The sequence below is a fragment of the Actinomadura miaoliensis genome (assembly GCF_039536785.1).
Taxonomy (GTDB): domain Bacteria; phylum Actinomycetota; class Actinomycetes; order Streptosporangiales; family Streptosporangiaceae; genus Spirillospora; species Spirillospora miaoliensis.
This window is the reverse complement of sequence record NZ_BAAAZG010000001.1, coordinates 40904-66321: the sequence shown is the minus strand read 5'-3', so window position 1 is coordinate 66321 and position 25418 is coordinate 40904. Positions and strand designations below refer to the sequence as shown.

General features: G+C 71.2%; 31 protein-coding genes and 4 pseudogenes. 12 read left to right on the top strand and 23 right to left on the bottom strand.

Annotation, left to right across the window (positions count from 1 at the left end):
- Positions 1–28: 28 nt before the first annotated feature.
- The 3 genes and pseudogenes from ABD811_RS00315 to ABD811_RS00310 form a co-directional block, all read right to left on the bottom strand.
- Positions 29–274 (bottom strand): hypothetical protein, encoded by a 246-nt coding sequence (locus ABD811_RS00315; RefSeq protein WP_344939065.1) that lies wholly within the window; start codon positions 272–274, stop codon positions 29–31.
- An 8-nt stretch (positions 275–282) separates the two neighbouring features.
- A pseudogene (locus tag ABD811_RS43785) lies at positions 283–444 on the bottom strand (methyltransferase domain-containing protein); the annotation flags it as partial.
- A gap of 39 nt (positions 445–483) precedes the next feature.
- Positions 484–792 carry a methyltransferase domain-containing protein gene (locus ABD811_RS00310; protein ID WP_344939062.1) on the bottom strand — a complete coding sequence of 103 codons (309 nt, stop codon included), beginning with the start codon at positions 790–792 and terminating at the stop codon, positions 484–486.
- Between the two features lie 327 nt (positions 793–1119).
- Here ABD811_RS00310 and ABD811_RS43780 point away from each other — a divergent pair, with 327 nt between their 5' ends.
- Positions 1120–1842, top strand: coding sequence for an nSTAND1 domain-containing NTPase (locus tag ABD811_RS43780; RefSeq protein ID WP_425549341.1), 723 nt, complete (start codon positions 1120–1122; stop codon positions 1840–1842).
- Positions 1843–1882: 40 nt separating this feature from the next.
- Here ABD811_RS43780 and ABD811_RS00295 read toward each other — a convergent pair whose 3' ends face one another.
- The 3 genes from ABD811_RS00295 to ABD811_RS00285 are packed head-to-tail and all read right to left on the bottom strand — an operon-like array spanning position 1883 to position 3989.
- Positions 1883–3205 (bottom strand): cyclic nucleotide-binding domain-containing protein, encoded by a 1323-nt coding sequence (locus tag ABD811_RS00295; protein ID WP_344939059.1) that lies wholly within the window; start codon positions 3203–3205, stop codon positions 1883–1885.
- Positions 3202–3780 (bottom strand): RNA polymerase sigma factor, encoded by a 579-nt coding sequence (locus ABD811_RS00290; protein WP_344939056.1) that lies wholly within the window; start codon positions 3778–3780, stop codon positions 3202–3204. The genes ABD811_RS00295 and ABD811_RS00290 overlap by 4 nt, the downstream gene beginning before the upstream one ends.
- A complete protein-coding gene (locus ABD811_RS00285) occupies positions 3777–3989 on the bottom strand; it encodes a hypothetical protein (protein WP_344939053.1) in 213 nt (70 codons plus the stop codon). Before ABD811_RS00285 ends, ABD811_RS00290 begins: the two co-directional genes overlap by 4 nt.
- Before the next feature lie 254 nt (positions 3990–4243).
- On the opposite strand from ABD811_RS00285, the gene ABD811_RS00280 reads away from it, so the two are divergent.
- From ABD811_RS00280 to ABD811_RS00270, 3 genes are all read left to right on the top strand, one after another.
- Positions 4244–4564, top strand: coding sequence for a hypothetical protein (locus tag ABD811_RS00280; RefSeq protein ID WP_344939051.1), 321 nt, complete (start codon positions 4244–4246; stop codon positions 4562–4564).
- Complete coding sequence (locus ABD811_RS00275; RefSeq protein ID WP_344939048.1) at positions 4551–5321, top strand: transposase; 771 nt, start codon at positions 4551–4553, stop codon at positions 5319–5321. Before ABD811_RS00280 ends, ABD811_RS00275 begins: the two co-directional genes overlap by 14 nt.
- Before the next feature lie 191 nt (positions 5322–5512).
- Positions 5513–6490, top strand: a complete 978-nt coding sequence (locus tag ABD811_RS00270; protein ID WP_344939045.1) for an L-threonylcarbamoyladenylate synthase — start codon at positions 5513–5515, stop codon at positions 6488–6490.
- A 317-nt stretch (positions 6491–6807) separates the two neighbouring features.
- Here ABD811_RS00270 and ABD811_RS00265 read toward each other — a convergent pair whose 3' ends face one another.
- The 4 genes and pseudogenes from ABD811_RS00265 to ABD811_RS00250 form a co-directional block, all read right to left on the bottom strand.
- Positions 6808–7449: a carbonic anhydrase gene (locus ABD811_RS00265; RefSeq protein WP_344939042.1), complete on the bottom strand. Its 642-nt coding sequence runs from the start codon at positions 7447–7449 to the stop codon at positions 6808–6810.
- Between the two features lie 122 nt (positions 7450–7571).
- A pseudogene (locus ABD811_RS43775) lies at positions 7572–8178 on the bottom strand (IS982 family transposase); the annotation flags it as partial.
- Between the two features lie 119 nt (positions 8179–8297).
- A pseudogene (locus ABD811_RS00255) lies at positions 8298–8978 on the bottom strand (serine/threonine-protein kinase); the annotation flags it as partial.
- A gap of 333 nt (positions 8979–9311) precedes the next feature.
- Positions 9312–10124, bottom strand: a complete 813-nt coding sequence (locus ABD811_RS00250) for an NAD(P)-binding protein (protein ID WP_344939034.1) — start codon at positions 10122–10124, stop codon at positions 9312–9314.
- 81 nt (positions 10125–10205) lie between these two features.
- Here ABD811_RS00250 and ABD811_RS00245 point away from each other — a divergent pair, with 81 nt between their 5' ends.
- The 3 genes from ABD811_RS00245 to ABD811_RS00235 all read left to right on the top strand — a co-directional run bounded on the left by ABD811_RS00245 (position 10206) and on the right by ABD811_RS00235 (position 11845).
- The gene (locus tag ABD811_RS00245) at positions 10206–10697 is read left to right on the top strand and encodes an RNA polymerase sigma factor (RefSeq protein WP_344939031.1); all 492 of its coding nucleotides are present in this window, start codon (positions 10206–10208) and stop codon (positions 10695–10697) included.
- Positions 10694–11173: an SRPBCC family protein gene (locus tag ABD811_RS00240; RefSeq protein ID WP_344939028.1), complete on the top strand. Its 480-nt coding sequence runs from the start codon at positions 10694–10696 to the stop codon at positions 11171–11173. Before ABD811_RS00245 ends, ABD811_RS00240 begins: the two co-directional genes overlap by 4 nt.
- A gap of 249 nt (positions 11174–11422) precedes the next feature.
- On the top strand, positions 11423–11845 hold the full coding sequence (locus ABD811_RS00235) for a hypothetical protein (RefSeq protein WP_344939025.1): 423 nt from the start codon (positions 11423–11425) through the stop codon (positions 11843–11845).
- A gap of 323 nt (positions 11846–12168) precedes the next feature.
- On the opposite strand, the gene ABD811_RS00230 is transcribed toward ABD811_RS00235, so the two are convergent.
- From ABD811_RS00230 to ABD811_RS00200, 7 genes are all read right to left on the bottom strand, one after another.
- Positions 12169–12606, bottom strand: coding sequence for a hypothetical protein (locus ABD811_RS00230; RefSeq protein WP_344939022.1), 438 nt, complete (start codon positions 12604–12606; stop codon positions 12169–12171).
- Between the two features lie 260 nt (positions 12607–12866).
- Entirely contained in the window at positions 12867–13463 is a 597-nt protein-coding gene (locus ABD811_RS00225; RefSeq protein ID WP_344939019.1) for a methyltransferase domain-containing protein, read from the bottom strand.
- Between the two features lie 30 nt (positions 13464–13493).
- Positions 13494–14906 (bottom strand): pyridoxal phosphate-dependent decarboxylase family protein, encoded by a 1413-nt coding sequence (locus ABD811_RS00220; RefSeq protein ID WP_344939016.1) that lies wholly within the window; start codon positions 14904–14906, stop codon positions 13494–13496.
- Positions 14907–14923: 17 nt separating this feature from the next.
- On the bottom strand, positions 14924–15787 hold the full coding sequence (locus tag ABD811_RS00215; RefSeq protein ID WP_344939013.1) for an AraC family transcriptional regulator: 864 nt from the start codon (positions 15785–15787) through the stop codon (positions 14924–14926).
- On the bottom strand, positions 15784–16440 hold the full coding sequence (locus ABD811_RS00210; RefSeq protein ID WP_344939009.1) for an amidase family protein: 657 nt from the start codon (positions 16438–16440) through the stop codon (positions 15784–15786). Before ABD811_RS00210 ends, ABD811_RS00215 begins: the two co-directional genes overlap by 4 nt.
- Positions 16441–16630: 190 nt before the next feature.
- Positions 16631–17332 (bottom strand): IclR family transcriptional regulator, encoded by a 702-nt coding sequence (locus ABD811_RS00205; RefSeq protein WP_344939006.1) that lies wholly within the window; start codon positions 17330–17332, stop codon positions 16631–16633.
- Positions 17333–17487: 155 nt separating this feature from the next.
- A complete protein-coding gene (locus ABD811_RS00200; protein ID WP_344939003.1) occupies positions 17488–17637 on the bottom strand; it encodes a hypothetical protein in 150 nt (49 codons plus the stop codon).
- Positions 17638–17664: 27 nt separating this feature from the next.
- On the opposite strand from ABD811_RS00200, the pseudogene ABD811_RS43770 reads away from it, so the two are divergent.
- The 3 genes and pseudogenes from ABD811_RS43770 to ABD811_RS00190 form a co-directional block, all read left to right on the top strand.
- A pseudogene (locus tag ABD811_RS43770) lies at positions 17665–17895 on the top strand (cyclase family protein); the annotation flags it as partial.
- A gap of 50 nt (positions 17896–17945) precedes the next feature.
- Positions 17946–18407: a hypothetical protein gene (locus ABD811_RS00195; protein ID WP_344939000.1), complete on the top strand. Its 462-nt coding sequence runs from the start codon at positions 17946–17948 to the stop codon at positions 18405–18407.
- Positions 18408–18658: 251 nt separating this feature from the next.
- Positions 18659–19279: a GrpB family protein gene (locus tag ABD811_RS00190; protein WP_344938997.1), complete on the top strand. Its 621-nt coding sequence runs from the start codon at positions 18659–18661 to the stop codon at positions 19277–19279.
- 100 nt (positions 19280–19379) lie between these two features.
- On the opposite strand, the gene ABD811_RS00185 is transcribed toward ABD811_RS00190, so the two are convergent.
- Positions 19380–20159, bottom strand: coding sequence for a prolyl oligopeptidase family serine peptidase (locus tag ABD811_RS00185; RefSeq protein ID WP_344938994.1), 780 nt, complete (start codon positions 20157–20159; stop codon positions 19380–19382).
- A 229-nt stretch (positions 20160–20388) separates the two neighbouring features.
- Here ABD811_RS00185 and ABD811_RS00180 point away from each other — a divergent pair, with 229 nt between their 5' ends.
- Positions 20389–21510 (top strand): epoxide hydrolase family protein, encoded by a 1122-nt coding sequence (locus ABD811_RS00180; RefSeq protein WP_344938992.1) that lies wholly within the window; start codon positions 20389–20391, stop codon positions 21508–21510.
- 173 nt (positions 21511–21683) lie between these two features.
- On the opposite strand, the gene ABD811_RS00175 is transcribed toward ABD811_RS00180, so the two are convergent.
- Together ABD811_RS00175 and ABD811_RS00170 are read right to left on the bottom strand one after the other, a co-directional pair.
- On the bottom strand, positions 21684–22127 hold the full coding sequence (locus ABD811_RS00175) for a recombinase family protein (protein ID WP_344938989.1): 444 nt from the start codon (positions 22125–22127) through the stop codon (positions 21684–21686).
- 26 nt (positions 22128–22153) lie between these two features.
- Positions 22154–22762, bottom strand: a complete 609-nt coding sequence (locus tag ABD811_RS00170) for a TetR family transcriptional regulator (RefSeq protein ID WP_344938986.1) — start codon at positions 22760–22762, stop codon at positions 22154–22156.
- 91 nt (positions 22763–22853) lie between these two features.
- Between ABD811_RS00170 and ABD811_RS00165 the strand changes: the two genes are divergently transcribed.
- A complete protein-coding gene (locus ABD811_RS00165) occupies positions 22854–23660 on the top strand; it encodes an SDR family NAD(P)-dependent oxidoreductase (protein ID WP_344938984.1) in 807 nt (268 codons plus the stop codon).
- Positions 23661–24011: 351 nt separating this feature from the next.
- Here ABD811_RS00165 and ABD811_RS00160 read toward each other — a convergent pair whose 3' ends face one another.
- From ABD811_RS00160 to ABD811_RS43765, 3 genes are all read right to left on the bottom strand, one after another.
- Complete coding sequence (locus ABD811_RS00160; RefSeq protein WP_344938981.1) at positions 24012–24239, bottom strand: hypothetical protein; 228 nt, start codon at positions 24237–24239, stop codon at positions 24012–24014.
- Between the two features lie 27 nt (positions 24240–24266).
- Positions 24267–24752, bottom strand: coding sequence for a hypothetical protein (locus ABD811_RS00155; protein WP_344938977.1), 486 nt, complete (start codon positions 24750–24752; stop codon positions 24267–24269).
- Positions 24753–24819: 67 nt separating this feature from the next.
- Positions 24820–24909 (bottom strand): hypothetical protein, encoded by a 90-nt coding sequence (locus ABD811_RS43765; RefSeq protein WP_425549340.1) that lies wholly within the window; start codon positions 24907–24909, stop codon positions 24820–24822.
- Positions 24910–25418 lie beyond the last annotated feature (509 nt).

Genomic DNA, 25418 nt, shown 5'->3' with positions numbered 1-25418 from the left:
AGATCGCCAGGTCGGCCGCGGGCGGGGCCTACGCCACCGCGCGCGGGTCCACCCGCGTGCGGGAGACCTCAACCGGGCCGCCGCGTTCCACCCACTCGTCGGCCGGAAGGCGGGGGTGGCGGTGCGTGCGGGCCATCATGTATCCGGCGCTGCCGGGGAACTGGCCGGTTGCGGTGCCGTCGCCCAGCACGTCCAGGACGAGCTTGTGGCCCCAGCCGAAGCCGAGCTGATAGGTGCGACGATCCGGCCGCCGGGCCGGGTCTGCTCCACCCACGCATACGGGACGGCGGCGATCGCGCAGGTGCAGTGCACCCGATCGTAGGGGGCGGTTTCGGCGTAGCCCGCCAGACCGTCTCCGATGACCAGGCGGGGCGAGAATCCGGCGGCCTTGAGGTTGCGCGCGGCCTGCGCCGACAGGTCGGGGTCGATCTCGACGGTGGTCACCTGGTCGGCGCCCACCCGCCACGACAGCAGGCCGGCGGTTCAGCCGGTGCCGGTGCCGACGTCCAGGACGCGGTGCCCGGCGTGCACATCGAGCAGCTCCAGGAACGCGGTCACGACGCCTGGCGCCGACGGCGACGAGGTCGGGATCCCCCGGCCGTCCGCGACGCGTCCGGCGCCGTCGTCGTACTGGGTGACGATCGAGACGTCGTCGTACACCGCGGCCCACCAGGTGCCGGGGTCGGTGTCCCGGTCGATCGGGTACCGTTCGGCGCCGGTCCGGTCCGGGTCGGCCTGCCCATCGCGGGTGCGAACAGATGCCGGGGGACTGCGGCGAGCGCGGTCCGCCACCGCGAGCTGGGGGCCAGGTCGCCCTGCGCGGGGTCGGCGCGTACGGGTCAGTCCGGCGGCGGCATCCCTGACTCGCCGCCGCGGGGCAATGCTTTCGGGGCGTCGAGCAGCAGGTCGACCAGCCATCCGGACAGTGCGTAGCCGTCGGCCTGGACCATTGAATGCCAGCGGCGGTCTTGGCGAGCTCCGATAGGCGTTGCTCGGCCTCGGCGTAGTGGCGCCGTTCCTCCACCAGCCATCTCCAGGGCACGCGAGGTGGCCCGCCACCGGACGTGGTCGGCCTGCTGATCGGGCAGTCCGCCGTCGGTCATGGTGGCCAGATGCGCCTTGGCGACGCGGCCTGGAAGCGGTCTTGGTGTCGGCGGCGCGGCAGGGGAGGGGGCGGCGGAGACGGCCGCGTTCATCACCGCGTTGCACGCGGCCGCGACCGTCCCGTGCGGGCCCGCCGACGCTCCGGCGGCACTGGTGGTGATCGCCGTGCGGGGTGACTTCGTCGACCGTTGCGCCGACCATCAGGTCCTGGCCGCCGCGCTGCAGGACGACCAGTTCGTCCTCGGCCCGATGAGCGAGCCCGACCTGCGGCTGACGATCACCGGGCCCGCCACGGCCGGCGGGCTGGAGATCGAGGACGGCCTGACCGACACCATCGTACCGAGCTGCGCTCTTCCGCAGGCGGACTCGCGCCGAGCTACGCAAGCGCGAGATCGGCTTCACCAGCCTGCACGAGCGGCTCGACACCACCACCCCCGGCGGGCGCCTGGTGTTCCACGTGTTCGCCGCGCTGGCCGAGTTCATCCGCGAACTCATCGACGAAGGCACCCGCGAGGCCTGGCCGCCGCCAAAGCGCGCGGCCGCGTCGGCGGCCGCCCCACCGTCGTCAACGAGGACTTGATCCGGGCCGCCCGCGACATGCTCCCCCAACCCCGAGCATTCGGTCACCTCGATCGCCAAGCTGCTGGGCGTCTCCCCGGGGCCCTCTACAACCACATTCCCGACCTGCGCGAGCTGCGCGCGGCAGGGCGCGCGCCGCCGCGGGAGGCGACCGCGTGAACGACGCCAGGCTATGTACCGGTGAAAAGGCCGGGCAGCCTTATGAGAAGGGATCGTCGGCGGGCTTGGCCGCGGTGAACGATCCGGTGGATGAGTTGGTGGTGGAGGAGGTGGCAGCGCCCGACAGGTACATCCAGCCGGTGAGCTGCTGGTCCTTCACCTTGCTGTGCACGCGCTGGTAGGCGGACGGGTTGATGAGTCCCGGACCGTGCGCGATGACGGACTCGTACACAGGTGGGGAAGAGATGAACGCCAGGTCGGCCTGGGTCTCGTCCTGCCACTGCTTAAACGCGGGGACGTCCAGCAGCCGGGCGGTGTGGACGACGGCCGATCCCGTGACCCCGTGCTGGTCGAGTGTCAGGGGTCCGATGTGCAGCGCGAGTCGCAACCGGAGGGTGCGGGCGGCGACGCTGGAGCGGTTGTGGCGGCGCAGGCCGGCGGCCAGGCGGGCGAGCATGGGATCGACGACCGCGGCAGTCGGGATCTCTGGCGGGACAACGATGAGCGCACCGTCGCCGCGGTCTTCCCGGTGGCAGGCGTCCCAGGGGACGTTCGACTGCTCCAGCGCCTCGCGTAGCAGGTCCCACATGACGCGACGTATGACCAGTCGGTCGTCGTCGGTGCGGTCTGCGTCGGCGAAACCGGCGATGTCGGCGAAAAGGATCGTGCAGTTCTGGCTCGCCCACGCGGGAGTGGGCCGGGCGGCGATCGCCGACGGCCGGCGCGCGCTTGGCGTCGGCGTCTCCCGCGCCGGGCTCGTGGGGACGAAGGGCTGCTGCTGGACCTGGTCCTCCTCGGCCATGCGTTCGTACGCCTGGTTCTCCAGGACGGCGAGGACATGGGGATGGTCGGACAGGAAGGCGGCGAACTGCTGGATGGTCATCCGCAACGCGTGGACGGTGTGGAGGGCGACGACGTCGGACGGGCGCTTGCGCAGCAGCAGGGCGGCGCGTTCGCCGATGAGGTCGCCGGGGCCGCGGATGGCGATGGGACGCTGCTGGCCGGACCTTTCGACCGAGACTTTGACCCAGCCTTCCTGGATCAGCAGGACGTGGTCGGAGACCTGGCCCTCGGTCCAGATGACCTCCCCGGGGCCGAAGGTGGCGGGCTGGGCGGCCGCCGCGAACGCGGCCTGCTCGTTCGGGGGCAGCGACGGCCAGAAGCCGCGGGAAGGCTGCTGTCGCGAGGCCGGCTGAGCGGTCGGCCGAGGACGCTGCGTGCTGTCGATCCAGTCGGTCAGCCGGCCGAGTTCGGCTTCGACGTCGTAGGCGGGGGGATCTTGCTGCACCTGCTCGACAGCCCGCTGGTAGACCTCCTCAGCGCTCACCGAAGCCGGAATCTCGGGGCGTCGGTCGTCGCTCATGATGCCGTCCCCCTTCCCCAGTCCTCTTGTTCAGGATCCTCGATGAACGGGACCTGCGGTCCCACCCTCAGCAGCAGTTCGGTGCGCGCCTTCCACAGGTGACCGCGCACCGTGCTCGAACTGATGCCCAGCAGGTCGGCGATCTCGCGGGTGCTCCAGTCCTCTGCCCAGTGCAGGAACGCCACGCGGGCGCGGTCCGGCGGCATTTTGGCGATCACGTTCCAGCACTCCTGTAACGCCGCCGCGCTCAGCACCTGGCGGCCGACGTCGAGGCTTTCCTCGCCGTGGGGATCCTCGACCGCGACTTCGTCCACGAGGTGAATCCGCCGACGCTTGCGCCACTCGTCGATCGCCTTGTTCTTGAGCACCCGGTACAGCCACCTGCGTTGGCCTTCGGGGCTGCGGATCCTCAGCTCTGCCCACGCCTGGACCGCCGCTTGGAACGTCTGCTGCACCAGGTCCCTGGCGGTTTCGGTGTCACCTTGCGTCAGCGCCGCCCAGGCGAAGCCGAACAGGTTCTCTGCCTCGGCACGGAACAGCGCAGCGATTTCGGGCTGCCATTCGGGGTCGATCACGATGATTCCCGCGATGGCGGTGACGGCGGGGAGGGCGTGTCTGGCTGATCACTCGACCAGATCCGCACGCTGTGACCGTCCGGGCCGTCCTCGTACACCACCACGGTCCCGGCCGAGGCGCGAGACAGCACCTCCCGCAGCGTCGCCTGCCGCTGCCGCTGGCCCAGCAGCCGCCACGCGCCGCAGGTGACGAGGGCGCCCAGCACCATCAGCCCCACCTGCCAGGAAACAACGAAGGTTGCATTCGACACTACCGCCGTGAGCGCCTCAGGCCAGGCCTCACGCAAGCTTTTCCATGCCCTCACACACCAACCTCGTGTCACCCCGCCGAAGCGTTTGCGAGGTGCGGCACGGCGTCGACCGGAGCCTTGCGTCCGCCATCCTCCTGGTCTTCGTCGCGCGTTGCGGATGGCGTTTTCGGCACGGCTGCGAGCGCCGTGAGTGTGATGAAAGGTGGCGGATAGTGGCAGCGTGCGCGGTGTGCGGCGGCCCCGTGCCGGTCAAGCGGCGCGGCCGCCCGTCGGTGTACTGCTCACGGGCCTGCCAGGCCAAGGCCTACCGGGCCCGCAAGGCCGAGGGCGCGCCGATGAGCGAGTGGGAGGCGGCGCGGCTGGCGGCCTGGCATACGGTCGTGGCGATCGATGCCGCGCTGGCCGACGGCCGGGTGGTGCTGGGCCGCTACGGCTCCGACCGGCCCGCGTCGAGAAGGCCCTGGGCGACCTGCGTGCCGAACTGGAGCGCCGGGCGGGAGCAGGCACTATCACCGTTGTATGACGCGCGGTGACGTGACCGATACCGAATGGGAACTGATCGAGCCGCACCTGCCGCTGGGGGCGTCCGGGCCGATCCCTGACCTGCGCGCCCAGTCCAACGCGGTGATGTGGAGGTTCCGGACCGGCAGCCCGTGGCGGGACGTGCCCGCCGAATACGGCAACTGGTCGACGATGGCCGTGCCTGGTGTACGCGTGTGGACGGGCCGCGCAGTTCGTGGGGCCGCGGTGGCGGCCTTGACCGCCGGCCTGGCGGGTGGTCTGGTGGGCGTGGCCGGGGCTCGGCACGCCGCGGCTGCCGCTGCGCCGGCCGCCTCGCCCGTTGTCGCGTCTGCGGCTGCCGGTCCTACGGTTGTCGGTCCTACGCCGCGCGGTGCCCGCCAGCAGGTGGGGCTGTGGGAGGCGATCGCGCAGCTGCCCGTGGCCGCTGAGCGCCGGGACGGATACACCCGGGACAAGCTCCGGCACTGGGGCGGCGAAGACGGCGACGGCTGCAACACCCGAAACGAGGTCTTGCTGGACGAGGCCACGCGGACGCCGCAGATCGGGCCGGGCTGCCGCCTGTCGGGCGGACAAGCTGGCCCTCCTACTACGACGATGTCGACGTCGACGAGGCCGCCCGGCTCGACATCGACCACATGGTCCCGCGAAGCCGGGGACTCCGGCGCCTACACCTGGGACGCGGGCCGCCGCCAGCGCTACGCCAACGACCTGGGCGACCCGAGGGCGCTGGGCGTGACACCTCATCTGGGGCTGCAGCCGATGGGTTGATCGGCCAGTCCCAGCAGCCGCAGCACCTGGTCCATCACGCCAACGGTGCTTCCTGCCCTCACGTGCCGCGCCCCTATCCGGTTCAGGACGACCACCCGGTTCTGCTGGGCCGCTGTACGGACAGGGCGGGGAACGTTCAAGGCTACCGTGATTGGCGTCGAGGCCTTTGAAGTGCCCCTAGGATTGCGACGGTGACGGCCAGTACCAGTGATATCGAGAAGGCGGCCGGTGTGTTGCGCGCCGGCGGCCTGGTGGCCCTCCCGACCGAAACCGTCTACGGGCTGGGCGCCAACGCCGAGGATCCCGCTGCCGTCGCGCGCATCTTCCAGGTCAAGGGACGCCCGTCCTCACACCCGCTGATCGTCCACATCGGCGGCGCGGAGCATCTGGACGGCTGGGTCGAGGACGTGCCGTTGACGGCGCGTCTGTTGGCCGAACACTTCTGGCCAGGACCACTCACGCTGGTCCTGCGACGCGGTTCCCGCGTGCCCCTCGAAGCGACCGGTGGCCTGGAGACGGTGGCCGTGCGCGTGCCCGACCACCCCGTCGCACTGGCGCTGCTGTCAGCCTTCGGCGGCGGTGTCACGGCTCCGTCCGCCAACCGCTTCGGCTCGGTCAGCCCCACAACGGCGGACCATGTCCGTGCAGAACTCGGCGATGCCGTCGACCTTGTGCTGGACGGCGGTCCCTGCGAGGTCGGCGTCGAGTCGACCATTGTCGACGCCACGGGCGACGCCCCGAGCATCCTGCGACCCGGCGGGGTGTCGCGCGAGGAGCTCGAAGCGGTGCTGAGGCGCCCGCTTGCGGTCCCCTCGACCAGCAGTGTTCGGGTGCCGGGCCAGCATCCGTCGCACTACGCGCCGCGGGCGCGGGTCGTCCTCGTCGAGCCGGAGAAGGTCGTCGACGAAGCGGAGCTGGCGCAGGAGCTCGGGCATCAGGTGGGTGTCTTTTTGCCTGCCTCCTTCGCTGACGCTCCAGTGAAGGCGCATGCCGTGGTGGCGGTCCCCGATTCGATGGCCGCCTACGCGCGCGGGCTGTACGGGTTCTTGCGCGAGCTCGACCAGCAGGGATGCGACCTCATCGTCGCGTCCTTGCCCGTGGAGGAAGGGCTGGGACTGGCGATCGCCAACCGGCTCCGCCGCGCCGCAGGCCCCCGGCCCATCGAATGACTTGCACCGACGCCGTGCCCTTACTGCTCCAGGAGACTGGTAGCCGGGCGAATTCGTGAGGGATTCGGTCGAGCGCCCTGCGGTCTGGCAGACCAGGCGCAGCTCGTGCCACCAGTCGCCGGTGACGACTTTTCCCATTCCCGGCACACCTCGCGGCCCGTGCTAGGTCGGCGTAGGGCGCCGGGCGATCAGCCGAATGAGTAAGTCATCGGGCAGTGCCCTTCCATGGATGATCACGTGCCTAACCCTGATGAAGGGTTCTATACGGGTGTCGTCCGAATTCGGCAAATCATGCTGAGCAGCCACGGCCAGGGTAGTCAGGACGCGGCGGGAACCGCCGCATCAAGGCCGCGGGAGGCGACCAGTTGGGCACTGCCGTCGGCCAAGCGATAGCACAGGCCCACCACCGCGGCGTGGCCGGCGGCGACCTTTTCTGCCAGCACCCGGGAGCGGTCCAGCAGCAGGTCGACGGTGTGCCGTATGTGTTCGGCGAGAATCTCCTCCGGCTCGACCAGTCCGGCTGCCCGCGCTGCCAGCACGCTGGGGGTTACCCGCTCGACGACGTCCCGGACATATCCGGCCGGTGCCATGCCGTGCTCGAGTGCGGCGCAAGCTGCGCCGACCGCGCCGCACGAGTCGTGACCAAGGACCACGACCAGCGGACAGCCCAGCACGTCCACCCCGTACTCAATGCTGCCCAGCACCTCCGCCCCCATGACGTGGCCGGCGGTGCGCACCACGAACAGGTCGCCCAGGCCGCGGTCGAAGATGATCTCGGCGGCAAGCCGGGAATCGGAGCACCCGAACAGCACGGCGAAGGGCTGCTGGGATGGTGCGATCTCGGCGCGGCGTGTGGCGTCCTGATTGGGGTGCTCCGGCGTCCCGGCGACGAAGCGCTGGTTACCGGCCAGCAGCAGTTCGAAGACATCGCGGGGCGTCGCGGTCTGGTTATCGGCCATGCCCGCAGCCTAGAACCTGGCACCAGCCGTCGCACGGCCTGGTCCTGCCGTGTTCGCCGGATCGAGTCACGCTGACGGCGTGGGCAGCAGAGCAGCATCTCTTCCCGCTAGACGAGTGATTCCTAATGGTCGTAGGCGATCAGTGATCGGGTGACCGGTTGGCCGGTGCGGTGTTGTGCCAGATCGCCGCCGCCATGGCCAGGATCCGCTGGGCGACGCGGACGGCCACGCCCTCGAAGGTGCGGCCGCCGTGTCGCTTCAGGTCGAGCTGGCCTTTGAGGGTGTCGTTGACCGACTCGATGAGCGGGCGGACGGGTTTGGGCAGGTGTTCGCCGGGCCGGGGCTGCTCGCCGCGCATCGCCGGGCGCAGCAGCTGGATCCCATGCTGGGTGAGTTCGTCGTCGAACCAGCGGGCCCGGAACCCCTTGTCGGCGATCAGCAGTAGACCCGGCCGGCGGCCGGCTCCGGCTCGGTCTCGAGCATCGCGGCCACCACCTCCCGCTCGTCCAGCTTGGGGTTGGCCAGCGCCCAGGTGACCGGCATCCCCGAAGGGGTGCAGATCAGATACAGCCGCAGCCCCCAGAACCACCGCGAGTGCGAGCGGCAGTACCCGTAGTCGGCCCAGCCGGCCATCTGTGAACGCTGGACGGTCGGGCGGGACCGGCCGCACTCCACCGGGGTGGAGTCGGCGATCCACACGGTGTCGTGCCAGAAGCCGGTGTCGGCCGCTGCTCACCGGGCGCGGGAAGCTGCGTCACCCTTGCCAATGGTGCGGACGGCCACGCGGCGGCGGGGTTGCCGACGGTGCTCAATCGCCGCGCGACGGTCGCGGCATCGGCTGGACGGGCGGCCACGTCCTTGGCGAGCAGTTCGGCGACCAACGCGCGCAGTCCAACGGGAAACGCGTCCGGCAAAGATGCGGGTGTCGTGTTCAGATGCAGGTACATCAGCTGCCCCATGCCGCCCTGGGCGTTGAACGGCGGCGTACCGGTCAGCAGTTCATACAGGACGCAGCCCAGCGAGTACAGGTCGCTGTACGGGCCGACCTGGCCGCCGAACTGTTCGGGCGCCATGTAGCGGGGCGTTCCGACCGCACTGCCGTCGCTGGTCAGCCGGGTGGTGTCGGCCAGCCACGCGATGCCGAAGTCGCAGATCTTCACTCGGCCGTCGGGCAGGACGAACAGGTTGGCCGGCTTGACGTCGCGGTGCACCACCCCGCGCTTGTGCGCGGCGGCGAGACCTTCGGCGACCTGCGCGGCCAGCGATACCACCTGCGGGACCGGCAGGCCGCCGGGCGCGACGCCGAGGACGGTGCGCAGGTCCCGGCCTTCCAGTAGTTCCATCACCAGGTAGACCAGGCGACCGCCAGGTACCTCCGGGAGCGGCTCCTCGCCGACGTCGAACACGACCGTGATGGCCGGATGCTGCAACGTTCCCGCGGTCTCGGCCTCGCGCCGCGGCCGTGCAACCGCGGTGTCACCTGTCGCCGCGTCCAGCGAGAGGATCTTCACGGCCACCGGACGACCCAAGCGCCGGTCGGTGCCCCGCTAGACCTTGCCCATGCCGCCACGGCCGATGATCGTCTCCAGGCGGTACCGGCCGCCCAACTCCATCCCGCTCAACACAACCGGATCTCTCATCAGAAAGATCCGCATAATGCCGTAGAAGAAGAGCAAAGTACCGTGGACGGGCCCGGACGCCGACACGACCCGCTTGGACAGCGCCGCCGTCCGAACCTCGCGCCGCCCATGATCGTGCTCCTTGCGGGGACCATGGTGGCAATCCTCTGCGGCATGTCGGACGCACGGTGCTCCGCGCGGGAGCAGAGCACCGTGGACGGATGCGCCTTTCGGTGGGGAGGTTCAGCGGGGCAGGGCTGGACGTTGGCGAGCGGCAGGCTCGCTTGTGGCCTTGCCGGCCTTGCCGGTTTCGGCGAGGCGTTGGACGGCGAGTTGTGCGGCGGCGATTCCGACCTCGGCGAGTAGTCCGGGCGCGGCGGACTGGTCGGTCGCGACGCTGAGGGTGCCGTTGCGGTTGACGGCCGGGCGGTCGTGCCATGTCGTGCCAGGCGGATCTATGGCTCCAGTGCAGTGCGCGCGCAGGGCGCTCTGCTGCCACTGCACCGCGGCGCGCTCGGCCAGAAGATCGACCAGGGTGGACCATCCGCCGGTCACATACCGGGCGCCGCCGGCCAGGGCCCGGTGAAGCCCCTGGCGGGTGAACGCGGCCGACAGCCGTCCGGGGTCGTGGTCGAAGGTGAAGATGAACGCCACTCCGATGATCGCCTCGGCTGTCTTGGCGTCGGTGTGCCGGAGCAGCCAGGCCCGGAACGTTTCCTCTGTCGGCGCTCTGGCGGGCAGCGCGGCGATGGCCTTGCCGAGTTCGGCCGGCCAGGGTCCGAGCCGGCCGCCGGCCCGGACGATGCCGGAGTGGGGCGGCGCCTCCACGATGGGCGGGGTGAGTCCGCGGCTCTCCAACCATGTCCACCACGGCCCGTCCACGTAGATCGCGTGAGGTCCGGCATTGGCTCGGTAGGGGCCCGCCAGCGAGCGTGCTCGCCCGCCGGGCCGGGAATGTGCTTCGGTGACGACCACCCCCCAGCCGCGTTCGGCCGCCTCGATGGCGGCGGTGAGCCCGGTCAGGCCCGCGCCGACGATCGTCAGGTCCGGATCCACGAGAGCGTCCCTTTCTGTGCGGCGTTCTCCGGTTTGAAAGTGGCGGGGAACCTTTGGAAGGTTCCGGTAAACCTTCCTGGCGTGGACCCGGAGATCGTCGCGGCCGCTCAGCAAGGGGACGCGCTCGCCTTGGACCGGCTTCTGGACGAGTTGGCCCCCTACGTCCGCCGGTTGTGCGCGCGGATCGTCCCGGCGGCGGCCGACGACGCGATGCAGGAGGCCCTGCTGGCCGTCTTCCGGGACCTGCCTTCGCTGCACGCCCCCGAGGCGATCATTCCGTGGGTCCGGTCGGTCAGCGTCCGGACCGCGGTCCGGCTCGCCCGCCGGCATGACGCGGAGTTCGCCGCTGACGAGGTGCTCGTTGACCGCGGCGTGTCCTCTCTCGAAGGGCTGGTCGACATCGACGACGTACTGGCGCGGCTGCCGGTCCACCAGCGGGTCGTCCTGGTCCTGCGCACCCGGGAAGGGCTCAGCGAACAGCAGATCGCTACTGCCTTGGGGATCCCGATGGGAACCGTGAAATCCCGATTGCATCGGGCCAGGGCCGCGTTCCGGGAGGAGTGGGAATCGTGAACGACCCCATGGCGGTCCCCGACATCGATCCGATCGACCGGCTCTCCATTCTCGCGGGCGCCCTGCCCGGTGCTGCCGTCGGGCAGCGGCGCATCGCCGCGCCCTTCGACGCCGTGTGGCAGGTCATCGCGGACCTGGAACACGCCCTTCCCCGCTATGAACCAGGTGTCACCCGGGTGCGGGTCACCGAGCGGCACGGCGAGTTCCTGCGCGTCCTGGTGCAGGACGTCGCGGGCCGTGAGGACGTGATGGACGCCCGGCTCCGGCCGGGCTGGTGTTTGATGCAATCCTCCGCGATCGTTGTCGCCTTCGCCGCCCGCCGCCTGAGCGACCGCAAGACGCTGCTGGCTCACCTCGAACACCGGCGCGCACAGACGCTGGAGCCCGGCGAGAGCGAATCGCCTCACGACGCCCTCGCGAAGATCGCCAGGGAACTGCGTGCGATCGAAAAGCTCGCCGTTTACCCAGGAGGCTGAATCCCATAGCACCGCCTTCCTCGGTTGACTGGTCAGGCTTGCTGGTGAATGGGGTCTGCTACCGTTTCGGTATGGTGGTCGGCAAGGAATCGATTAACGGTGGATTGTTCGGCTGCTGCATCGTTGTTGCGGCATGGGGGAGCGCTTCCGGGCATGGTGTGGCTCGCCTTCGCGGGGCGATCGGATCGGCTCGCTCAGACTGAGGTGTTCGGCGATCCCGGTCCTGCGGAGGGCGGAGATGCCTGGGCTGTGGCGATGCTGGTGATGGTGGTCGTCGCCGCAGTGATGCTGGCTGCGGTCGTGGCGGATGCCGTCCATGTTGTGCGTTCTGGTGGTCTACAGTCCGAGCCGCGGATCGCTGTGGCACTGGGTTGTCTGCCGAGCATGTTCGCATGGGGAGTAGGCGGATTTCTCGCCGTCATTTACCTGGTCCTCCTCAACGGTTGTGGCGCGTCCGCCGCCTCGCCTTGCCTCGACCATCCGGGTGCCGCTCTTTCCGCGCTCTCGCTGGTCTTCCTGGCACTGCCGACACCTATGCTGATAATGGTGGCATGGCTTGGGGAGAGGTCGCTGGTGTTCGCGTTTTTGGCGCCGCCGTTCATTGCGATCCTGTATCTGCTGTCGATCCATCTGATGCTGCCGCATGCGGGTTATGGAAGTGTCGTTGGTTGATGCCGCGGTTACCCGGCGTTGGCCGGGGCGTTCAGAGCGCCATTCGTCGTCGCGGAGGATCACGACGCGGCGCCCGTCCCGGTCGATGCCCGTCACCGTGCCGAGCACCTGCCCGAACGCCGGCAGGGCCGTTCCGGCGGCGAGGCCCGTCCCGGTCGGTACGGCCACCAGACCGGCCAGCCCTGCGGCCGTGAACAGCAGGGACGCGGCGGCGGCGCCCCGCGCGGGCACCGCGCCGAGCAAGCGGGTGCCCAGGATCCGGACGCCCAGCACGACGGCTCCGTAGATCAGGTACGCGGTCCGCGCACCCGGCGCGCCCACTGTCAGGGCAGGTGCCTGGCGGTCGATGCGCCCGCGCGTGACGTGCTGGACGTCAGCCGCAGGAAGAGTGCTGGTAGGCGGGGCCGAGGCAGGCGCGCATCGCGGCGGGTGCAGACCTCGGCGTCCGCGCCCAGGCGGTGGCCTGAGGAGGCATCGTGTGCGTCGACGCCGCGGCTTTGAATGACGGCGGCGATCGGGCGCCCGGACCGGTCGGCGAGCCCGACCACCGCCTGGTCCGCCGCCGCGTCCCCGTGCCGCGCGCGGTCCTGCGCGCGGTCGGGCAGGCTCGCGTGCCGTCGCCGGCCGGTGGCGGCATCGATGATGGTCAGGCGCCGGTCGGTCCAGACGGTGGCGGCCCGTGCGCCGTCGACCGCGCCGACCGTGCTCGCCCGTACGCGTCCCGGTCTGCGCAGCGTCCACCAGGTCCGGCCGGTGCGCACCTCGACCGTTCGCCGCCCCCGTGCCGCTCCACCAGCATGCCCGCGACGAGGACCGGGTCCGCCGCGGCGCGGAACCGGTCGTTGCCCTTGACAGGCACGCCGCTCAGGGGCCGGACGCCACGCCTTGTGCTCCCCGGAAGGACTTCCATGGGCTGAACCACCAGAACGCGAACACCGCCGACGCGGACGCGGTCGCCAGAGCGGGCAGTGCCCGCGTGAGCCGCCGGCCGCGCCGACGCACGACCGGCTCGTCCCTTCCGTCAGTTCCGCCGGCGCAGCCGGTACCACTGCGGGGAGGTTCTGTTCATCGGCCACCCCAGCCCCGCGGTCTCGGCGGGCTGGACGTCGAGCATCTCCCAGTCCGGGAACGCGGCTTCCACCTCTGCCTGGGACACTCCGCCGATGCGGGAGCGGAGCCGGGTGGGGCCGAAGGCGAGCATCAGCAGCGTCGCGGCGGGGTTGGCGAGTGCGGTGACACCACGGCCGACGGCGTGCCGCTGCTCGGCTTGGAAACCCTGGAAGCAGCCGATGTCGAGGAAGAAGTCGAACGTCCCGAGGTCGGCCGCCGCCAGGTCCGTCACGTCGCCGACCACGTAGGTGGTCCCTTCCGCCGGTTTGCGCCGGGCGGCTTCGATCGCGGCCGGGACGTAGTCGATCCCGACGGCCTGCCAGCCGCGGCGCCCCAGCTCGGGCGTGAACTGGCCGCGGCCGCAGCCGAGGTCGAGGGCGCGGCCGAGCGGCCGCGAGCGGTCCGCCTCCTCCCGGTCCAGGAGCGCGGCGATGCCGGTCCCTGCGGCCTTGCCGTAGCGCTCCCAGGGGGTGATGCCGAAGCGGTACATGCGGGCGTAGTTCGTCATCTGTTCAGATCACCTGGTCGTCGAGGGTCGTCAAGCGCTCTTCCGAGCCTGGTCGTGGATGAGAGCCAGTGCCCGCCGGAGGTGTTCCGCGCGGGTGCGGTGGCTCGTGGGGTTGATCCTCAGCAGGAGCCGGTCCTGGACGCGCGTGCTGGACACGAAGATCCGGCCGGTCGCGTTGATCCGCTCGAGGAGGCGGAGGGTGCGTTCCTCGCCGCCGCGCATCCGGAAGGTCACGACGGTCAGGTCGGGTTCCCACGGCACCTCGAGCAGCGGGTCGGCGGCGAGGTCGGCGTGGGCGTGGCGGGCCAGGTCGAGCTTCTCGTCCAGCGCGTCCCGGAACGCCGCGACGCCGTGCAGGTGCAGCGGGAGCCACAGCCGCAGGCCGCGGAAGTCGCGGGTCAGCTCGGCGCCGAGGTAGCCGTAGTCGGGCAGGTCCCCGACGGTCCGCAGGTCCTGGACGTAGTGGCCGCCGCCGCGGTGCGCGCGGGCCAGTGCCTCGGCGTCGCGCACCAGCAGCACGCCGGTCCCGTACTGCAGGAACAGGCTCTTGTGCGGGTCGAGGACGATGGAGTCGGCGTGCTCGATCCCGGCCAGCCGCGCACGGCCGCGTTCGGTGAGCCGGAAACCGCCGCCGTACGCCGCGTCGACGTGGAACCAGAGGTTCTCCGCGCGGGCCAGCGCCGCCAGTTCGGGGAGCGGGTCGATCGTCCCCGTACTTGTGCTCCCAGCGGTACCTACCAGCAGGAACGGCCGTAGGCCGCGGGCCCGGTCCGCCCTGATCATGTCCCGAGCCGCGGCCGGGTCCATGCGCAGCCCCTTGGTGGGAACGATGCGCACGTGGCTCTCGGGCAGCCCTGCGATGCGTGCGGCGCGCTCCACGCAGAAGTGCGTGTGCTCGGTGGCGTAGAGCGTGCCCGAGGCGATGGCATCGCCGAGCCGGGCGTGGCGGGCCGCGACCAGCGCGGACAGGGTCGCCATGGAGCCGCCCGTGGTGGTGACGCCGACCGAGCCGGCCGGTAGCGCGAACTCCTCGCACAGCCAGCGCAATACACCGTGCTCCATGGCGACCAGGGCCGGAGCCAGCTCGGCGACCCCGGTGAACCGGTTGTAGACCTGCGCGAGCAGCTCGGCCAGCGCGGAGCTCACCAGCCCGCCGGCGGGGAAGTAGGCCAGGTAGCCGGGGGACGCGGTGTCCACTCCCTGCCGGGCGGCGCTCTCGAACACATCGAGCAGCGCGTCCAGGTCGGCGGGGGCCTCAGGCGGAGGGCGCAGCAGGTCCTCCAAGGCGGGGCCCGTCTCCGCGCGGTGGCTCGCCGGCGCGTGCGCGGCCGACTCGGCGTAGGCGGCGACGCGTCCCAGCACGGCCTGCCCCATCGCCTCGACGGCCGGGCGATCCGGCTCCAGCGGCAGATCCCAGGTGATCGCCTCGCTGTCCTCTCGCATGGGGCCAACCTAGGGAGTCACCGGGCGGCCGGGCTTGTACGATCTTGCACTCCGCAGGCGGCCCGCTGGTAGGCGCCCGGCGGGACGCCGACGGCCCGGCGGAAATGGCGGGTCAGATGTGCCTGGTCGAAGAAGCCGACCGCGGCCGCGACCTCGCTCGGAGGCAGCCGCCGCTCCAGCAGCCGCCGCGCCGCGCGGACGCGAAGCTGGATCAGCAGCGTGTGCGGCGGCAGGCCGTAGGCGTCGCGGAACGACCGCAGCAGCGTGAACGGGCCGACGCCGACCTCCGCCGCGAGCTCCTCCAGGCTCGGCGGATCGACCATCCGAGTCTGGAGGATCTCGCGTGCCATGGCGGTGTGCCGTCCCCGGAGAGGACGCACCGGCTCCTCCGCCTGCCCGGTGCCGTGCCTGCGCAGCAGGGCGGTGAGGGCGAGGCGCATCGACGTCTCGGCCGTCAGCGCGTCCTCGGTCTCCGTCGCCGCGTGCGCACGGACGAAAATGTCGGCCATGTCGGCGGCGTAGGCCACGCGCTCGCGGAACCGCGGAGTGCCGCGGGTCCCGCCGAGCCCGGCCATGACCTCGCCCGCCGGGTACAGCACCCGGTAGCGCCAGTCGGCGCGGTCCGGCGCGGTCCCGGTGTGGACCTCCTCGGGGTGGATGAACACCAGCCCACCGGGGCCGACCCGCTCGACACCGTCCCGGAACCAGATCTCCTCTGTGCCTGCCTGCACCGTGCCGATCGCGAACGTCTCGTGGCCGTGCCGGGAGAACTCGTGCCGGACGAAGTGGGCCCGCATCAGCTCCAAGCCCCCGAGGCCCCTGAGCCGCCACCAGGTCGCCGCCGTGCCCGCCCTCGGGACGTCACCGGGTGCGTCGCTCATGGCGCCGCCGGGTGCGCTTCGGCTTCGGAGCGGGCCGCGCACGCGATGAGGGTGGCATCGTCGCGCCCGACGAACTGAACGCCGATGGGCAGCCCGTCCGGCGAGACCTCGCAGGGAACGCTCACGGCGGCAAGGCGGCACCAGTTGGCCGGGGCGCACAGGCGCAGCAGCGCGCCGGGGTTGTACGGGCGCTCCTGCCGGTCGAGCCCTCGGCGCTCCGGCGCGGTGCGCTCGGTCGTGGGCAGGAGCAGGAGGTCGTTGCCGATCAGGCAGTCCATGAAGCGCTCCACCAGCGGGGCCGTCGTGCGCAGCGTGGCGATGAGGTCCGCGGGCGTGATGGCCGCCGCCCTGTCGAGAGCCGCGCGCATGTCCGCTCCGTAAGGGGCGGGCGGATGGGGGTACCAGCCCTGGCCACGGTGGACGTCGAGCATGTCGGCGAACAGGGGGACGAGGCGGGCCGGGGCCCAGTCGTTGAAACGGGGAGGGGAGGCCGAGGCCAGTTCGATGTCGGTCCGGGCGCCGAGGACGGCGACCGCCTTCGCCGTCGCCTCGGTGACGTCCGGGGAGACGGCACCGAGGACCTCGCGGCTACGACGCCGACCCGCAGCGTGCCGGACGCGGGCGGCGGTGCGGCGGGGGAGAGCGCGTGCCACAGCAGGCCGGCATCCCGGACGTCGCACGCGCGTTCGCCGTCGACCACGGCGAACGCCGACACGTCCGGCTCGCGCGTCTCGATGACGCGCAGGCAGGCCTCGGTCGGCTCGACCGGTGACAGCGCCCGGGAGTCCACCAGTTCGGCGGCGGCGCCGATCGACGTGGTCGGGAACGGTGCCGGGCCGCTGTTCATCGTCGCTCCGCGGGCTTGGTGCGGGCGGCTGCGTCCTGCCCCAGTTGCCGGGAGATCGCCGCGGCCGCCTCCCGTACGAGGCGGACGTCCTCCTCGAAGCAGGACTCCAGGACGGCGGGGCGGGGGCCGCTGAGGGAGATCGAGGCGCGGATCCGGTTCTCGTGGTCGAAGACGGGGGCGCCGATCGACGCGATGCCCGGGATCACGTCCTGGTCGGAGAGGCTGTAGCCGCCGTCCCGCGTCTCACGCAGCTGCCGGTAGAGCCCGTCTGGGGACGTCTCGGTCTCGGGGGTGAACGCCGTCAGCGGCGCGTGCTCGGCGTACCGCCGCCAGAACTCCTCGGGCTCGAAGGCGAGGAGGGCGCGGGCGTTCGCGCCGCCGTGCAGCGGGATGGTCCCGCCGTTCAGCCGCTCCATCACCGGCAGCGCCGCGGCGCGCTCATCGCCGAAGCGGCGGGCGACGGCGTTGCCGAGCGTGAACAGGTGCAGGCCGAGCTGGTAGCCGCCGCGCCGCGCGCCGGCCTGGACGAGGTCGTGCTCCTCCAGTGCGGCGAGCACCCGGTACAGGGTGCCGCGTGGTTCGCCGAGACGCTCGCTGAGCTGTGCGGGCGTCATCTCGCCTCCTTCGGCGAGGGCGTCGAGCACCGCGACCGCCTTCGTGAGCACCTTCACCGAGCTCTGCGCCTGCTCTCTTGACATGCTCTCCGCCCTCGGCCTGCGTTGCCCGCCATGCAGACTAATTGCACGTAATGTGGACGCGCTCTGGGAGCCCCGCTCAAGGCCGGCGGGGACGCGGAACGACCGCCATCGGCGCCGGCGGCGTGCTCCACCAGCGCGCCATCCCCGGGGTGGACTTACGTGCCTGAGGAGCTGGGACGCGGCTGCCGCCGGCGTTCGGAGAAGGTGCTCGCCGCGCTGGCGATGCCCCGCACCGGGCGGATCGACGCCCCGGCGGGCCGGCCGGACGCGCTGGGCGCGCCCATCCGCGTGATGACCGAGCTCATGGCCGCCTCCACCACACCGGCACGCACATCGACGCCCTCTGCCACACCACCGAGGGCGAGGCGTGGTACGGCGGCGGCGTCGAGCCCGAGCACCTCGGCGACCACGGCCCGGTGCGCGCGGAGGCGTCCTCGATCCCTCGGTTCGTGTTCCGCGGCGTGCTGCTCGACATCGCCGCCCTCCACGGCGTCGGCGCGCTGCCCGCGGGCGAGCGCGTCACGGCCGGCGATGTGCGGGCCGCGGCGGAGCGGCAGGGCGTCGAGCTGCGCCCCGGCGACGCGGTCCTGATCCGCACCGGCTACACGTCGGTGTGGGCGCAGACGACGAGCGGCGCAGGGCGCCCTTCGGCGCCGGGATCGACGTCGGTGCCGCGGAGGCGCTCGCGGACGCGGGCGCGGTGCTCGTCGGCGCCGACACCGAGAACGTCGAGTGCTTCCCCGCCCAGGACGAGGGGCCGTTCCTTCCCGTCCACGTGCGGCTCCTGTCCCGCGGCGGAATGCACATCGCGGAACTGCTCTACCTCGAGCAGCTCGCCGCCGCGGAGGCGAGCGAGTTCCTGTTCCTGCCTGTCACTGCGGGTCCGGGGGGCCACCGGCTCCATGGTGCGTCCGGTGGCGATCCTATGAGCGGGCGCTTCGAGGGCCGGACCGCGCTAGTGACCGGTGCAAGCTCGGGGATCGGGCCCGCGCCGCCCGGCATCTGGCGGACGAAGGCGCGCGTGTGCTCCTCGTGGCGCGCGACGCGCACCGGACGGCGGCCGGTGCGGATCTGATCGGCGGCGACTCCGGCCCTGGCCGCGGCCATCTCATCTCCGGATGGTCGGCGCCAGGGCCGGAGCAGACCTCGCCTGTACCGTTCGCGCCGAGCAGGATCAGCTCGTCGAGCGCTTCACGGCGCCATAGCGGGAGGCGACCCGTGCTCGCTGCGAATTCCATGGCCCGATGTATGCTCCGGGTGGAGGCGCGCTTTCTGCTGGTTATTCGGGCCGCGCGAATTGGCGCCGACTGGTGTATAGTCGGTTGAATGGCAAAAATCACTCTTGCGCCGTACGACTCGCAATGGGAGGCGGATTTCCTGGAGGTCGGGTCGGCTCTGCGCGCGGCATTGGAGCCCGTGCTGGGCGACCGCTTGACCGGTGTTCATCACATCGGTTCCACGTCGGTCCCCGGAATCGCGGCCAAGCCGATCATCGATGTTCAGGTGTCGGTACGCGACTTCCGCCCCTGGACGCGGACTGACCTGGTCGCTCCTGACGAGCCCGCCGAGCGGCCCTCGCGTGAGCATATCGGGGAATCCGAGGCACTCATCGACGCGGTGGAGTCCACCGGCCTGCGGTGGCTCGGCGACTGGTGCATCGACTACCGCAAATGGCTGTTCAACCGGCGCGACGATCTCGCCGTCAACTGCCACGTCCGCCGAGAAGGCTGCGTCAGCCAGCAACAGGCCCTGCTTTTCCGTGACTACTTGCGAGTCAACAAAGCGGCCCGGCAGCGCTACGAGGACGTCAAACGGGAACTGGCCGCCCGCGACTGGGATCTCGTCGACGACTACGCGGACGCCAAGGGCGATTGCGTATGGGGGATCCTGCGCGAGGCCGACAAGTGGAGCCAAGCGGGTTGGTTCCCGTCCTCCACCGACATCTGATCGCTTAATCGCATTGTCCAGCCGCCCCCCGACTTCTTTCTCGAGGTCTCCAGGGGCGGTCCGCGGGCAACGGCCCATCGGGGCGCCCACGCTCGGCCCTCTATGCCGAACGTGGGCGCTCCCGGGCCCGAATCTCTGTACGCGCAGCCCCGTCCGCATCAGCCAGTGGACACGGCAAATACGGTGAGCCGGCCGTTGCCGGCTGGAGCCGTTCAACCTGGCACGCACATCGACTTGCTGCCCGCTTGGTCGCCGATTCGAGAACGGGCCACGCGGCGATGCGTTCGACCCGTTCCCGGCGCAGCCGTTCGTAGGTCTCCAACGCCTTCACGCGACCGAGGTCCAGGTCCGGATGGTGCTCCTTGGCCTCGTACAGGGCCGAGATCTGATCCTCCAAGGGAAGGTGGCCCTTGTCCCCATAGATCGTGCGCTCCCACGCGGGTCCGCGCCCGGGCGTCCCGCGTCCGTCGGCCACCACGACGGCAAAGCCCTGATCGGCGAACCGCTGCGACACCAGATAGCGTCCGCGCGCGGCCAGGACGCGCTGCTTGCCCGGCCCTCCGTAGGGGTCCATCAACACCGGCAACTGGCACATCCCCGGCTCGTGCCATGTGGGCAGCAGGACCGCAGTGCGCAGCTCCCTCTTTCCTGCATGCAGCAATTCGACGCGAGGGGTGAGCACTGGTGGCTCGGCGTGCGATGCGATGTTCGCGATGGGTTGCCCATGGCGGTACACCGACACCCGAGGCAGGTCGCTGTGCAGTGATTCGGAGACGACGACTGTGGTGCCGTCGGCTCGCCGGCCCTGATGGACGCCGGGTGGCAGGGGGACCGCTTGCAGGCCGACCGCCACACCGCACAGGGCCCTGCTCAACTTCATGAACGTCCTGGGCGGCGGGATCGGTCCGGCCGCTGTCGCGGGACTGTCCGGCATCGTGCCGGCGCCGGTGGCCCTCGCCGTGCTCGCGGCACTCCCCCTGGCCGGACTCGTCCTCAGCCTGACCCGGCGCCCTACCGCCGCCCCGAACCCGGTGCCACGCGTGAGAGCCCGCGCTGACAGTCCACCCGCATCTGATCCGACAACGCCTGGACCAGCAAGGAGCCTTGCCATGTCCGCCGAGCCATTCGAGGTCGGCATCACCGAAGCCGAGATCGCGGACCTGCGTGAACGATTGCGACGGACACGGTGGCCCGAGCGCGAGCCGGTGGACGACTGGTCACAGGGGCTGCCGCTGGCGTATGCGCAGGAGCTGTGCCGCAGCTGGGCCGAGGACTACGACTTCGGGTTCGCCGAGCGGCTGAACGTCTTCCCGCAGTACCGCGACACCATCGACGGGCTGGGCATCCACTTCCTGCACGTCCGCTCGCCGGAGCCGGACGCGTTCCCGCTCGTGCTCACGCACGGGTGGCCGGGTTCGGTGCTCGAGTTCCTGGAGGTCCTCGGCCCGCTGACCGACCCCCGAGCGCACGGCGGTGACCCGGCGGACGCGTTCCACGTGGTCGCGCCGTCGTTGCCCGGGTACGGCTGGAGCGACAAGCCGTCGACGACCGGGTGGGGCATCACTCGCACCGCGCGCGCCTGGGACACATTGATGGTCTCGCTGAGTTACGAACGGTACGGCGCGCAGGGCGGTGACTGGGGTTCGGCGGTGTCCGGGGCGCTGGGCGAAGTGGCGCCCGAGCGGGTCGCCGGCGTCCACCTGAACCTGGGATCCGTGGCGGCGGGCACGTTCAACGACCCGACGCCCGCGGAGCTGGCGAATCTCGAGGCCGAGAAGGAGATGCAGCGCACCGGCCGGGGATACTCGGCGATCCAGGCGACCCGGCCGCAGACGCTCGGCTACGGCCTCACCGACTCCCCGGCCGGGCAGGCCGCCTGGATCGCCGAGAAGTTCTGGGCGTGGACGGACAATGACGGCCATCCCGAGTACGCGTTGTCGCGGCAGACGATCCTCGACGAGGTCTCGGTCTATTGGTTCACCGCGTCGGCCACGTCGTCGGCGCGCCTGTACTGGGAGAGCTTCGCCAACTTCCGGGACAAGGTGACCGCGCCGTCCGGGCTGTCGGTCTACCCGCGCGACATAACCCGCCCGTCGAGGCGGGAGACCGAGCTGCGGTTCACCGACCTGCGCTGGTTCGAGGAGCTGCCGCACGGCGGCCACTTCGCCGCGCTGGAGCAGCCGGAGTCGCTGGTCAAGCAGGTGCGCGGATTCTTCCGCCTGTTCCGCTGATCACCTCGTTCTCCAGGCCCCAGCCCCGGTCATCGCCCGCATGCTCGGCTATACCGGCCAACAGATCGGCCGCACCGCCGCCGACGCCGGAGCCCCTGGAGCCGCTACGCACCCGGCGACCACCACAGACAGTGACAACCGTCAGAGAACACAGACCACCCAATCACCGGGCATTACCAGGGCTGGAGGCCTCTTTGGCGGCCGCCGGGCCGCCCGGCGTCTGGGCCCAGGACTCCCGAAGCTCCGGCGAGGGGCAAGGTAGGGATCGTCGCGGTCAGCCGGTGGGCAGCTCGACGCGAGCGGTCGGGGCGCCAGGCTCGAGTTGGGGGGCGCTGGCCGGTCTTGAGCTCGGGGACGTACTCGTAGCTGGTCGCCCGGCTCACGTCCAGCAGCCGGGCGATCGAGGCGATCGCCGCGTCCGGCTGGGCGAGCAGGGCGCGGGCGTGTCGGATCTGCTCGGGCGTCATCGCCGGGGGCCGACCCAGACGCCGGCCGCGGGCGCGGGCGGCGGCCAGGCCCTCGTGGGTGCCCTCGACGATGAGCTCGCGGATGAACTCCGCCAGGGCGGCGAAGACGTGGAAGACCAGCCGGCCGCCGGCGCAAGGCGCGGTCCTCATCCTCGACAGTCGAGAGTGCGGGGCGTTCAGGTGCCTGGCGTGCTCTGGCGTACTGCCGTGATAGCCGCCATGACCAGTTCTTCCAGGGGCCTGGCGCCTTCGCTTTGGGTCCATGCCTGGCCGGCGATGTCCAGGCAGGTGAGCGCGCAGGCGACGATCGCGTTGGCGCGCAGGTCGTGGTCGTCGCCGGGCGCGGTGCCGAGACGGCGGCGGATCTCGGAAGTGAGCAGTGTCTGCCAGTGCAAGTGCTTCTCGATGCTGCGGGCGCGCAGTGACGGGGTCCCATAAAGCATCTTGGAGATCTTCAGCATGGTCGCCTCGTCTTGGCCGAGGCGAGGGGTGTCGCGCAGCGCGTTGAGCAGGGCGGTCCAGGCGTCCTCGTCATCGGGCCGGGCCTGCAGCCGTTCACGGATCTGTTCGCCCTGGGCGGCCAGGTCGCCCAGCACGATGTCCTCCTTGGTGCCGAAGTAGCGGAAGAAGGAGCGGCGGGAGATGCCGGCCGCGGCGGCGATGTCGTCGATGGTCGTCGCCTCGAAGCCGCGCTCCAGGAACAACTCCATCGCGATGCGGGCGACTTCGGCGCGGACGGCCTGGCGGGTGCGCGCCCACAGCCCGTGCTCGATGGGATCCGGCATCCCCACATCCTAACCCAAGTGACTGTTTGACACTCAGTGCCAACGAGACCTACGGTGCCAATACTTCTGCACCTCACCTTTCGGAGGAGCCATGACACCGGTCGATTACCGCGGCCAGACCACCCTCATCACTGGCGCCAGCTCGGGCATCGGAGCCGAGTTCGCCCGGAGGCTCGCCGCCCGTGGCTCTGACGTCGTGCTCGCAGCCCGGCGCCTGGACCGGCTGGAAAACCTTGCCAGGGAACTCGCGACGGCGTACGGCGTCACCGCCACCCCGATCGCCGTGGACCTGGCCGTGCCCGGCGCCGCAGCCGAACTCGACGCCAGCCTGACCGCACAGGGCCTCACGGTGACCAGCCTGGTGAACAACGCCGGGTTCGCCACCAACACCGCGTTCCACCAGACCGACCCGCAGCGGCTGGCCGCCGAGATCGCCGTCAACGTCACCAGCCTGACCGAGCTCAGCCGCGTGTTCATCGAACGGCTGCGGGCCCGCCCCGGCGGCGTGCTCGTCAACGTCGCCAGCATGGCCGCCTACCAGGCCACCCCGACCATGGCCGTCTACGGCGCGACCAAGGCGTTCGTGCTGAGCCTCACCGAGGCGCTGTGGTACGAGTCGCGCGGCAGCGGACTGCGCGTAATGGCGCTGTCGCCCGGCGCGACCGAAACCGAGTTCTTCGACGTCGCCGGGGACGGGGCCGACGGCGGCACCGGGCGGATGCACCCGGAGCAGGTCGTTGAGATCGCCCTGCGGGCTCTGGACCGGCGCAATCCGCCCCCCAGCGTGATCACCGGCAGGCGGAACCGGCTGATGGCGCACGCGGGACGGCTGGCCGGCCGCCGACGGATGACCATGACCATCGGCTCCATGATGGACCGCACCGCAGCGGGACACTGAGACGCCGCCCCGCACCCGCCAAAGGAGACCCGACGCTACCCTGCCTCCGCTATGGCTTCGGAAGTTCCGGGCCGGCAGCGGGACCGCGGCGCTACCTCACATAAAGGTCCCGAGCCCCTAGAGGGCGTCCGAAAAGGGTCAGGTCGGACATGCTGGGTGGTACCGCGCCCCGAGTCTGGAGGGCGTGATGTCCGCCCGTTCCCTTTATCCGACCCTGATAGCCGCGTCCGCGATATCGCCGGACAGGTCGGAGTCACCGAGGCGGGCGGTGCAGCGCATCGTGACCGAGCTGGAGAGCGCCGGCTACCTGGCCCGCACTCGCACCGGCCGCCGGACCGCTATGCCGTCGACCTAGACCAGCCGCTCGACGATCTGCCCGTCGCTGTCGGCGCGCTGGTAGAGCTGTTCACCGTTCCGCCCGGACCCCCGCACCGCGCACACCCTGCCGACCTGGTCCAGCAACGCCGGAGCGGTCGCCACGTCCAGTTCTCCGCTCACCTCGGCCAGCCCCCACGGTCCCGCCGCGCTGAACACCCCGCTCACCTGCGAGACCGCCCGTGACATCGCAGCCACAGCCATCTCGCCCCCTCTCACTTGGCGGACCATTCAGTCCTGGTCGGCGGCCTCGGCGCTGCGGGCCAGCTGCTCGGCCCGGCAGTCGGCGCACCGCCCGTGCCAGCGGTGGGCTCGGGAGGCGGCGGCCTCGACCGGGGTCAGGGGCTGGCCGCACTCGACGCAGTGCCGCCCGCGCTCCCCGCGGGCCGGCGGGGCCGGGGTCTGCCCGGCCGGGGGCCGGACCGCCGGCAACTCCTCGTCGTAGGGGTGCGGCTCGATGCGGTAGCCGGCCTCGGTGAGCACCTGGGCGGCGCGGGCGCGCGCGGCCACCGGCCGGGCGGGGTCGGTGAAGTCGTCGCAGATCCCGACGGTCAGCGGGTCGTGGCTTTCCACCGAGAACCCGGCACGGGCGGGGAACTCCGCGCAGCCCGCGGCGCACAGCACGACGCGGACCTGCTCGACCTCCCAGTCCCGCGCCGACCACAGCGCGTCCACCGCGTACCCGAACTCCGGTCCTTCCTCCTGCTGATCGAACACGGTGCTCTCCTTCGGTCTGGGGGATGGGCGGGAGCCGGCCGCACGCCGGTCGACGGCTCGTCCCGCGTCAGGGCGGCGGGGTTGGCGGCCCGTGGATGATGCGGTGGATGGTGGAGCGGCCAACGCTGTACTCGGTCGCCAGATCCGCCAGCGACACCTCGCCTTCGGCGTAGCGGCGGCGGATGGAACGCCGCGCGGACTCGGGCAGTTTGGCTGCTTGCCTTTGAGCTTGCCGTTCCTCTCTTGGCCAGCGCCATGCCCTCGCGGGTGCGCAGGTGCCCCAGGTTGGCCTCGAACTCCGCCACCATCACCAGGGTCTGCAGGAACAGCCGGCCGAACGGTGTTCCGGTGGGGGATCCCCTTACGGAACAAGCCGCGACGCCGCTACGGGATCGCTACAGGCTGCTGCCCCGGTCTCAACGGACCAAGCGGATCAGGCTCGGAACACCGGCGCTCCGGACAGCCGGAGGTCGCCGTGCCCGGCGAGGTGGGCACGGCGGCTCGTGGAGTGGGGCTTACCTCGGTGGAGTGTTGGTCCACTCCGCCACGGCGAACACCTGATACGAGGAAACCTTGCCTGTCTTCAGGAAGCGGTCCGGCATGTCCGCAGCCTCCAGGCGGCGGGGCTTGCCGTCGGTCGTCTCCCGGCGGGCGGGCCCGGCTGCC

Excerpts from the sequence above, each read along its gene's own strand:
- ABD811_RS00170 (WP_344938986.1), bottom strand. The coding sequence starts at position 22,762 with ATGCCGGATCCCATCGAGCACGGGCTGTGGGCGCGCACCCGCCAGGCC.
- ABD811_RS00185 (WP_344938994.1), bottom strand. The coding sequence starts at position 20,159 with ATGAAGTTGAGCAGGGCCCTGTGCGGTGTGGCGGTCGGCCTGCAAGCG.
- ABD811_RS00285 (WP_344939053.1), bottom strand. The coding sequence starts at position 3,989 with ATGGTGCTGGGCGCCCTCGTCACCTGCGGCGCGTGGCGGCTGCTGGGC.
- ABD811_RS00225 (WP_344939019.1), bottom strand. The coding sequence starts at position 13,463 with ATGACGAACTACGCCCGCATGTACCGCTTCGGCATCACCCCCTGGGAG.
- ABD811_RS00220 (WP_344939016.1), bottom strand. The coding sequence starts at position 14,906 with ATGCGAGAGGACAGCGAGGCGATCACCTGGGATCTGCCGCTGGAGCCG.
- ABD811_RS00275 (WP_344939048.1), top strand. The coding sequence starts at position 4,551 with ATGACGCGCGGTGACGTGACCGATACCGAATGGGAACTGATCGAGCCG.
- ABD811_RS00205 (WP_344939006.1), bottom strand. The coding sequence starts at position 17,332 with ATGTCAAGAGAGCAGGCGCAGAGCTCGGTGAAGGTGCTCACGAAGGCG.
- ABD811_RS00265 (WP_344939042.1), bottom strand. The coding sequence starts at position 7,449 with ATGGCCGATAACCAGACCGCGACGCCCCGCGATGTCTTCGAACTGCTG.
- ABD811_RS00190 (WP_344938997.1), top strand. The coding sequence starts at position 18,659 with ATGGCAAAAATCACTCTTGCGCCGTACGACTCGCAATGGGAGGCGGAT.
- ABD811_RS00175 (WP_344938989.1), bottom strand. The coding sequence starts at position 22,127 with ATGAGGACCGCGCCTTGCGCCGGCGGCCGGCTGGTCTTCCACGTCTTC.
- ABD811_RS00180 (WP_344938992.1), top strand. The coding sequence starts at position 20,389 with ATGTCCGCCGAGCCATTCGAGGTCGGCATCACCGAAGCCGAGATCGCG.
- ABD811_RS00165 (WP_344938984.1), top strand. The coding sequence starts at position 22,854 with ATGACACCGGTCGATTACCGCGGCCAGACCACCCTCATCACTGGCGCC.
- ABD811_RS00160 (WP_344938981.1), bottom strand. The coding sequence starts at position 24,239 with ATGGCTGTGGCTGCGATGTCACGGGCGGTCTCGCAGGTGAGCGGGGTG.
- ABD811_RS00295 (WP_344939059.1), bottom strand. The coding sequence starts at position 3,205 with ATGAGCGACGACCGACGCCCCGAGATTCCGGCTTCGGTGAGCGCTGAG.
- ABD811_RS00215 (WP_344939013.1), bottom strand. The coding sequence starts at position 15,787 with ATGAGCGACGCACCCGGTGACGTCCCGAGGGCGGGCACGGCGGCGACC.
- ABD811_RS00200 (WP_344939003.1), bottom strand. The coding sequence starts at position 17,637 with ATGAGCTCGGTCATCACGCGGATGGGCGCGCCCAGCGCGTCCGGCCGG.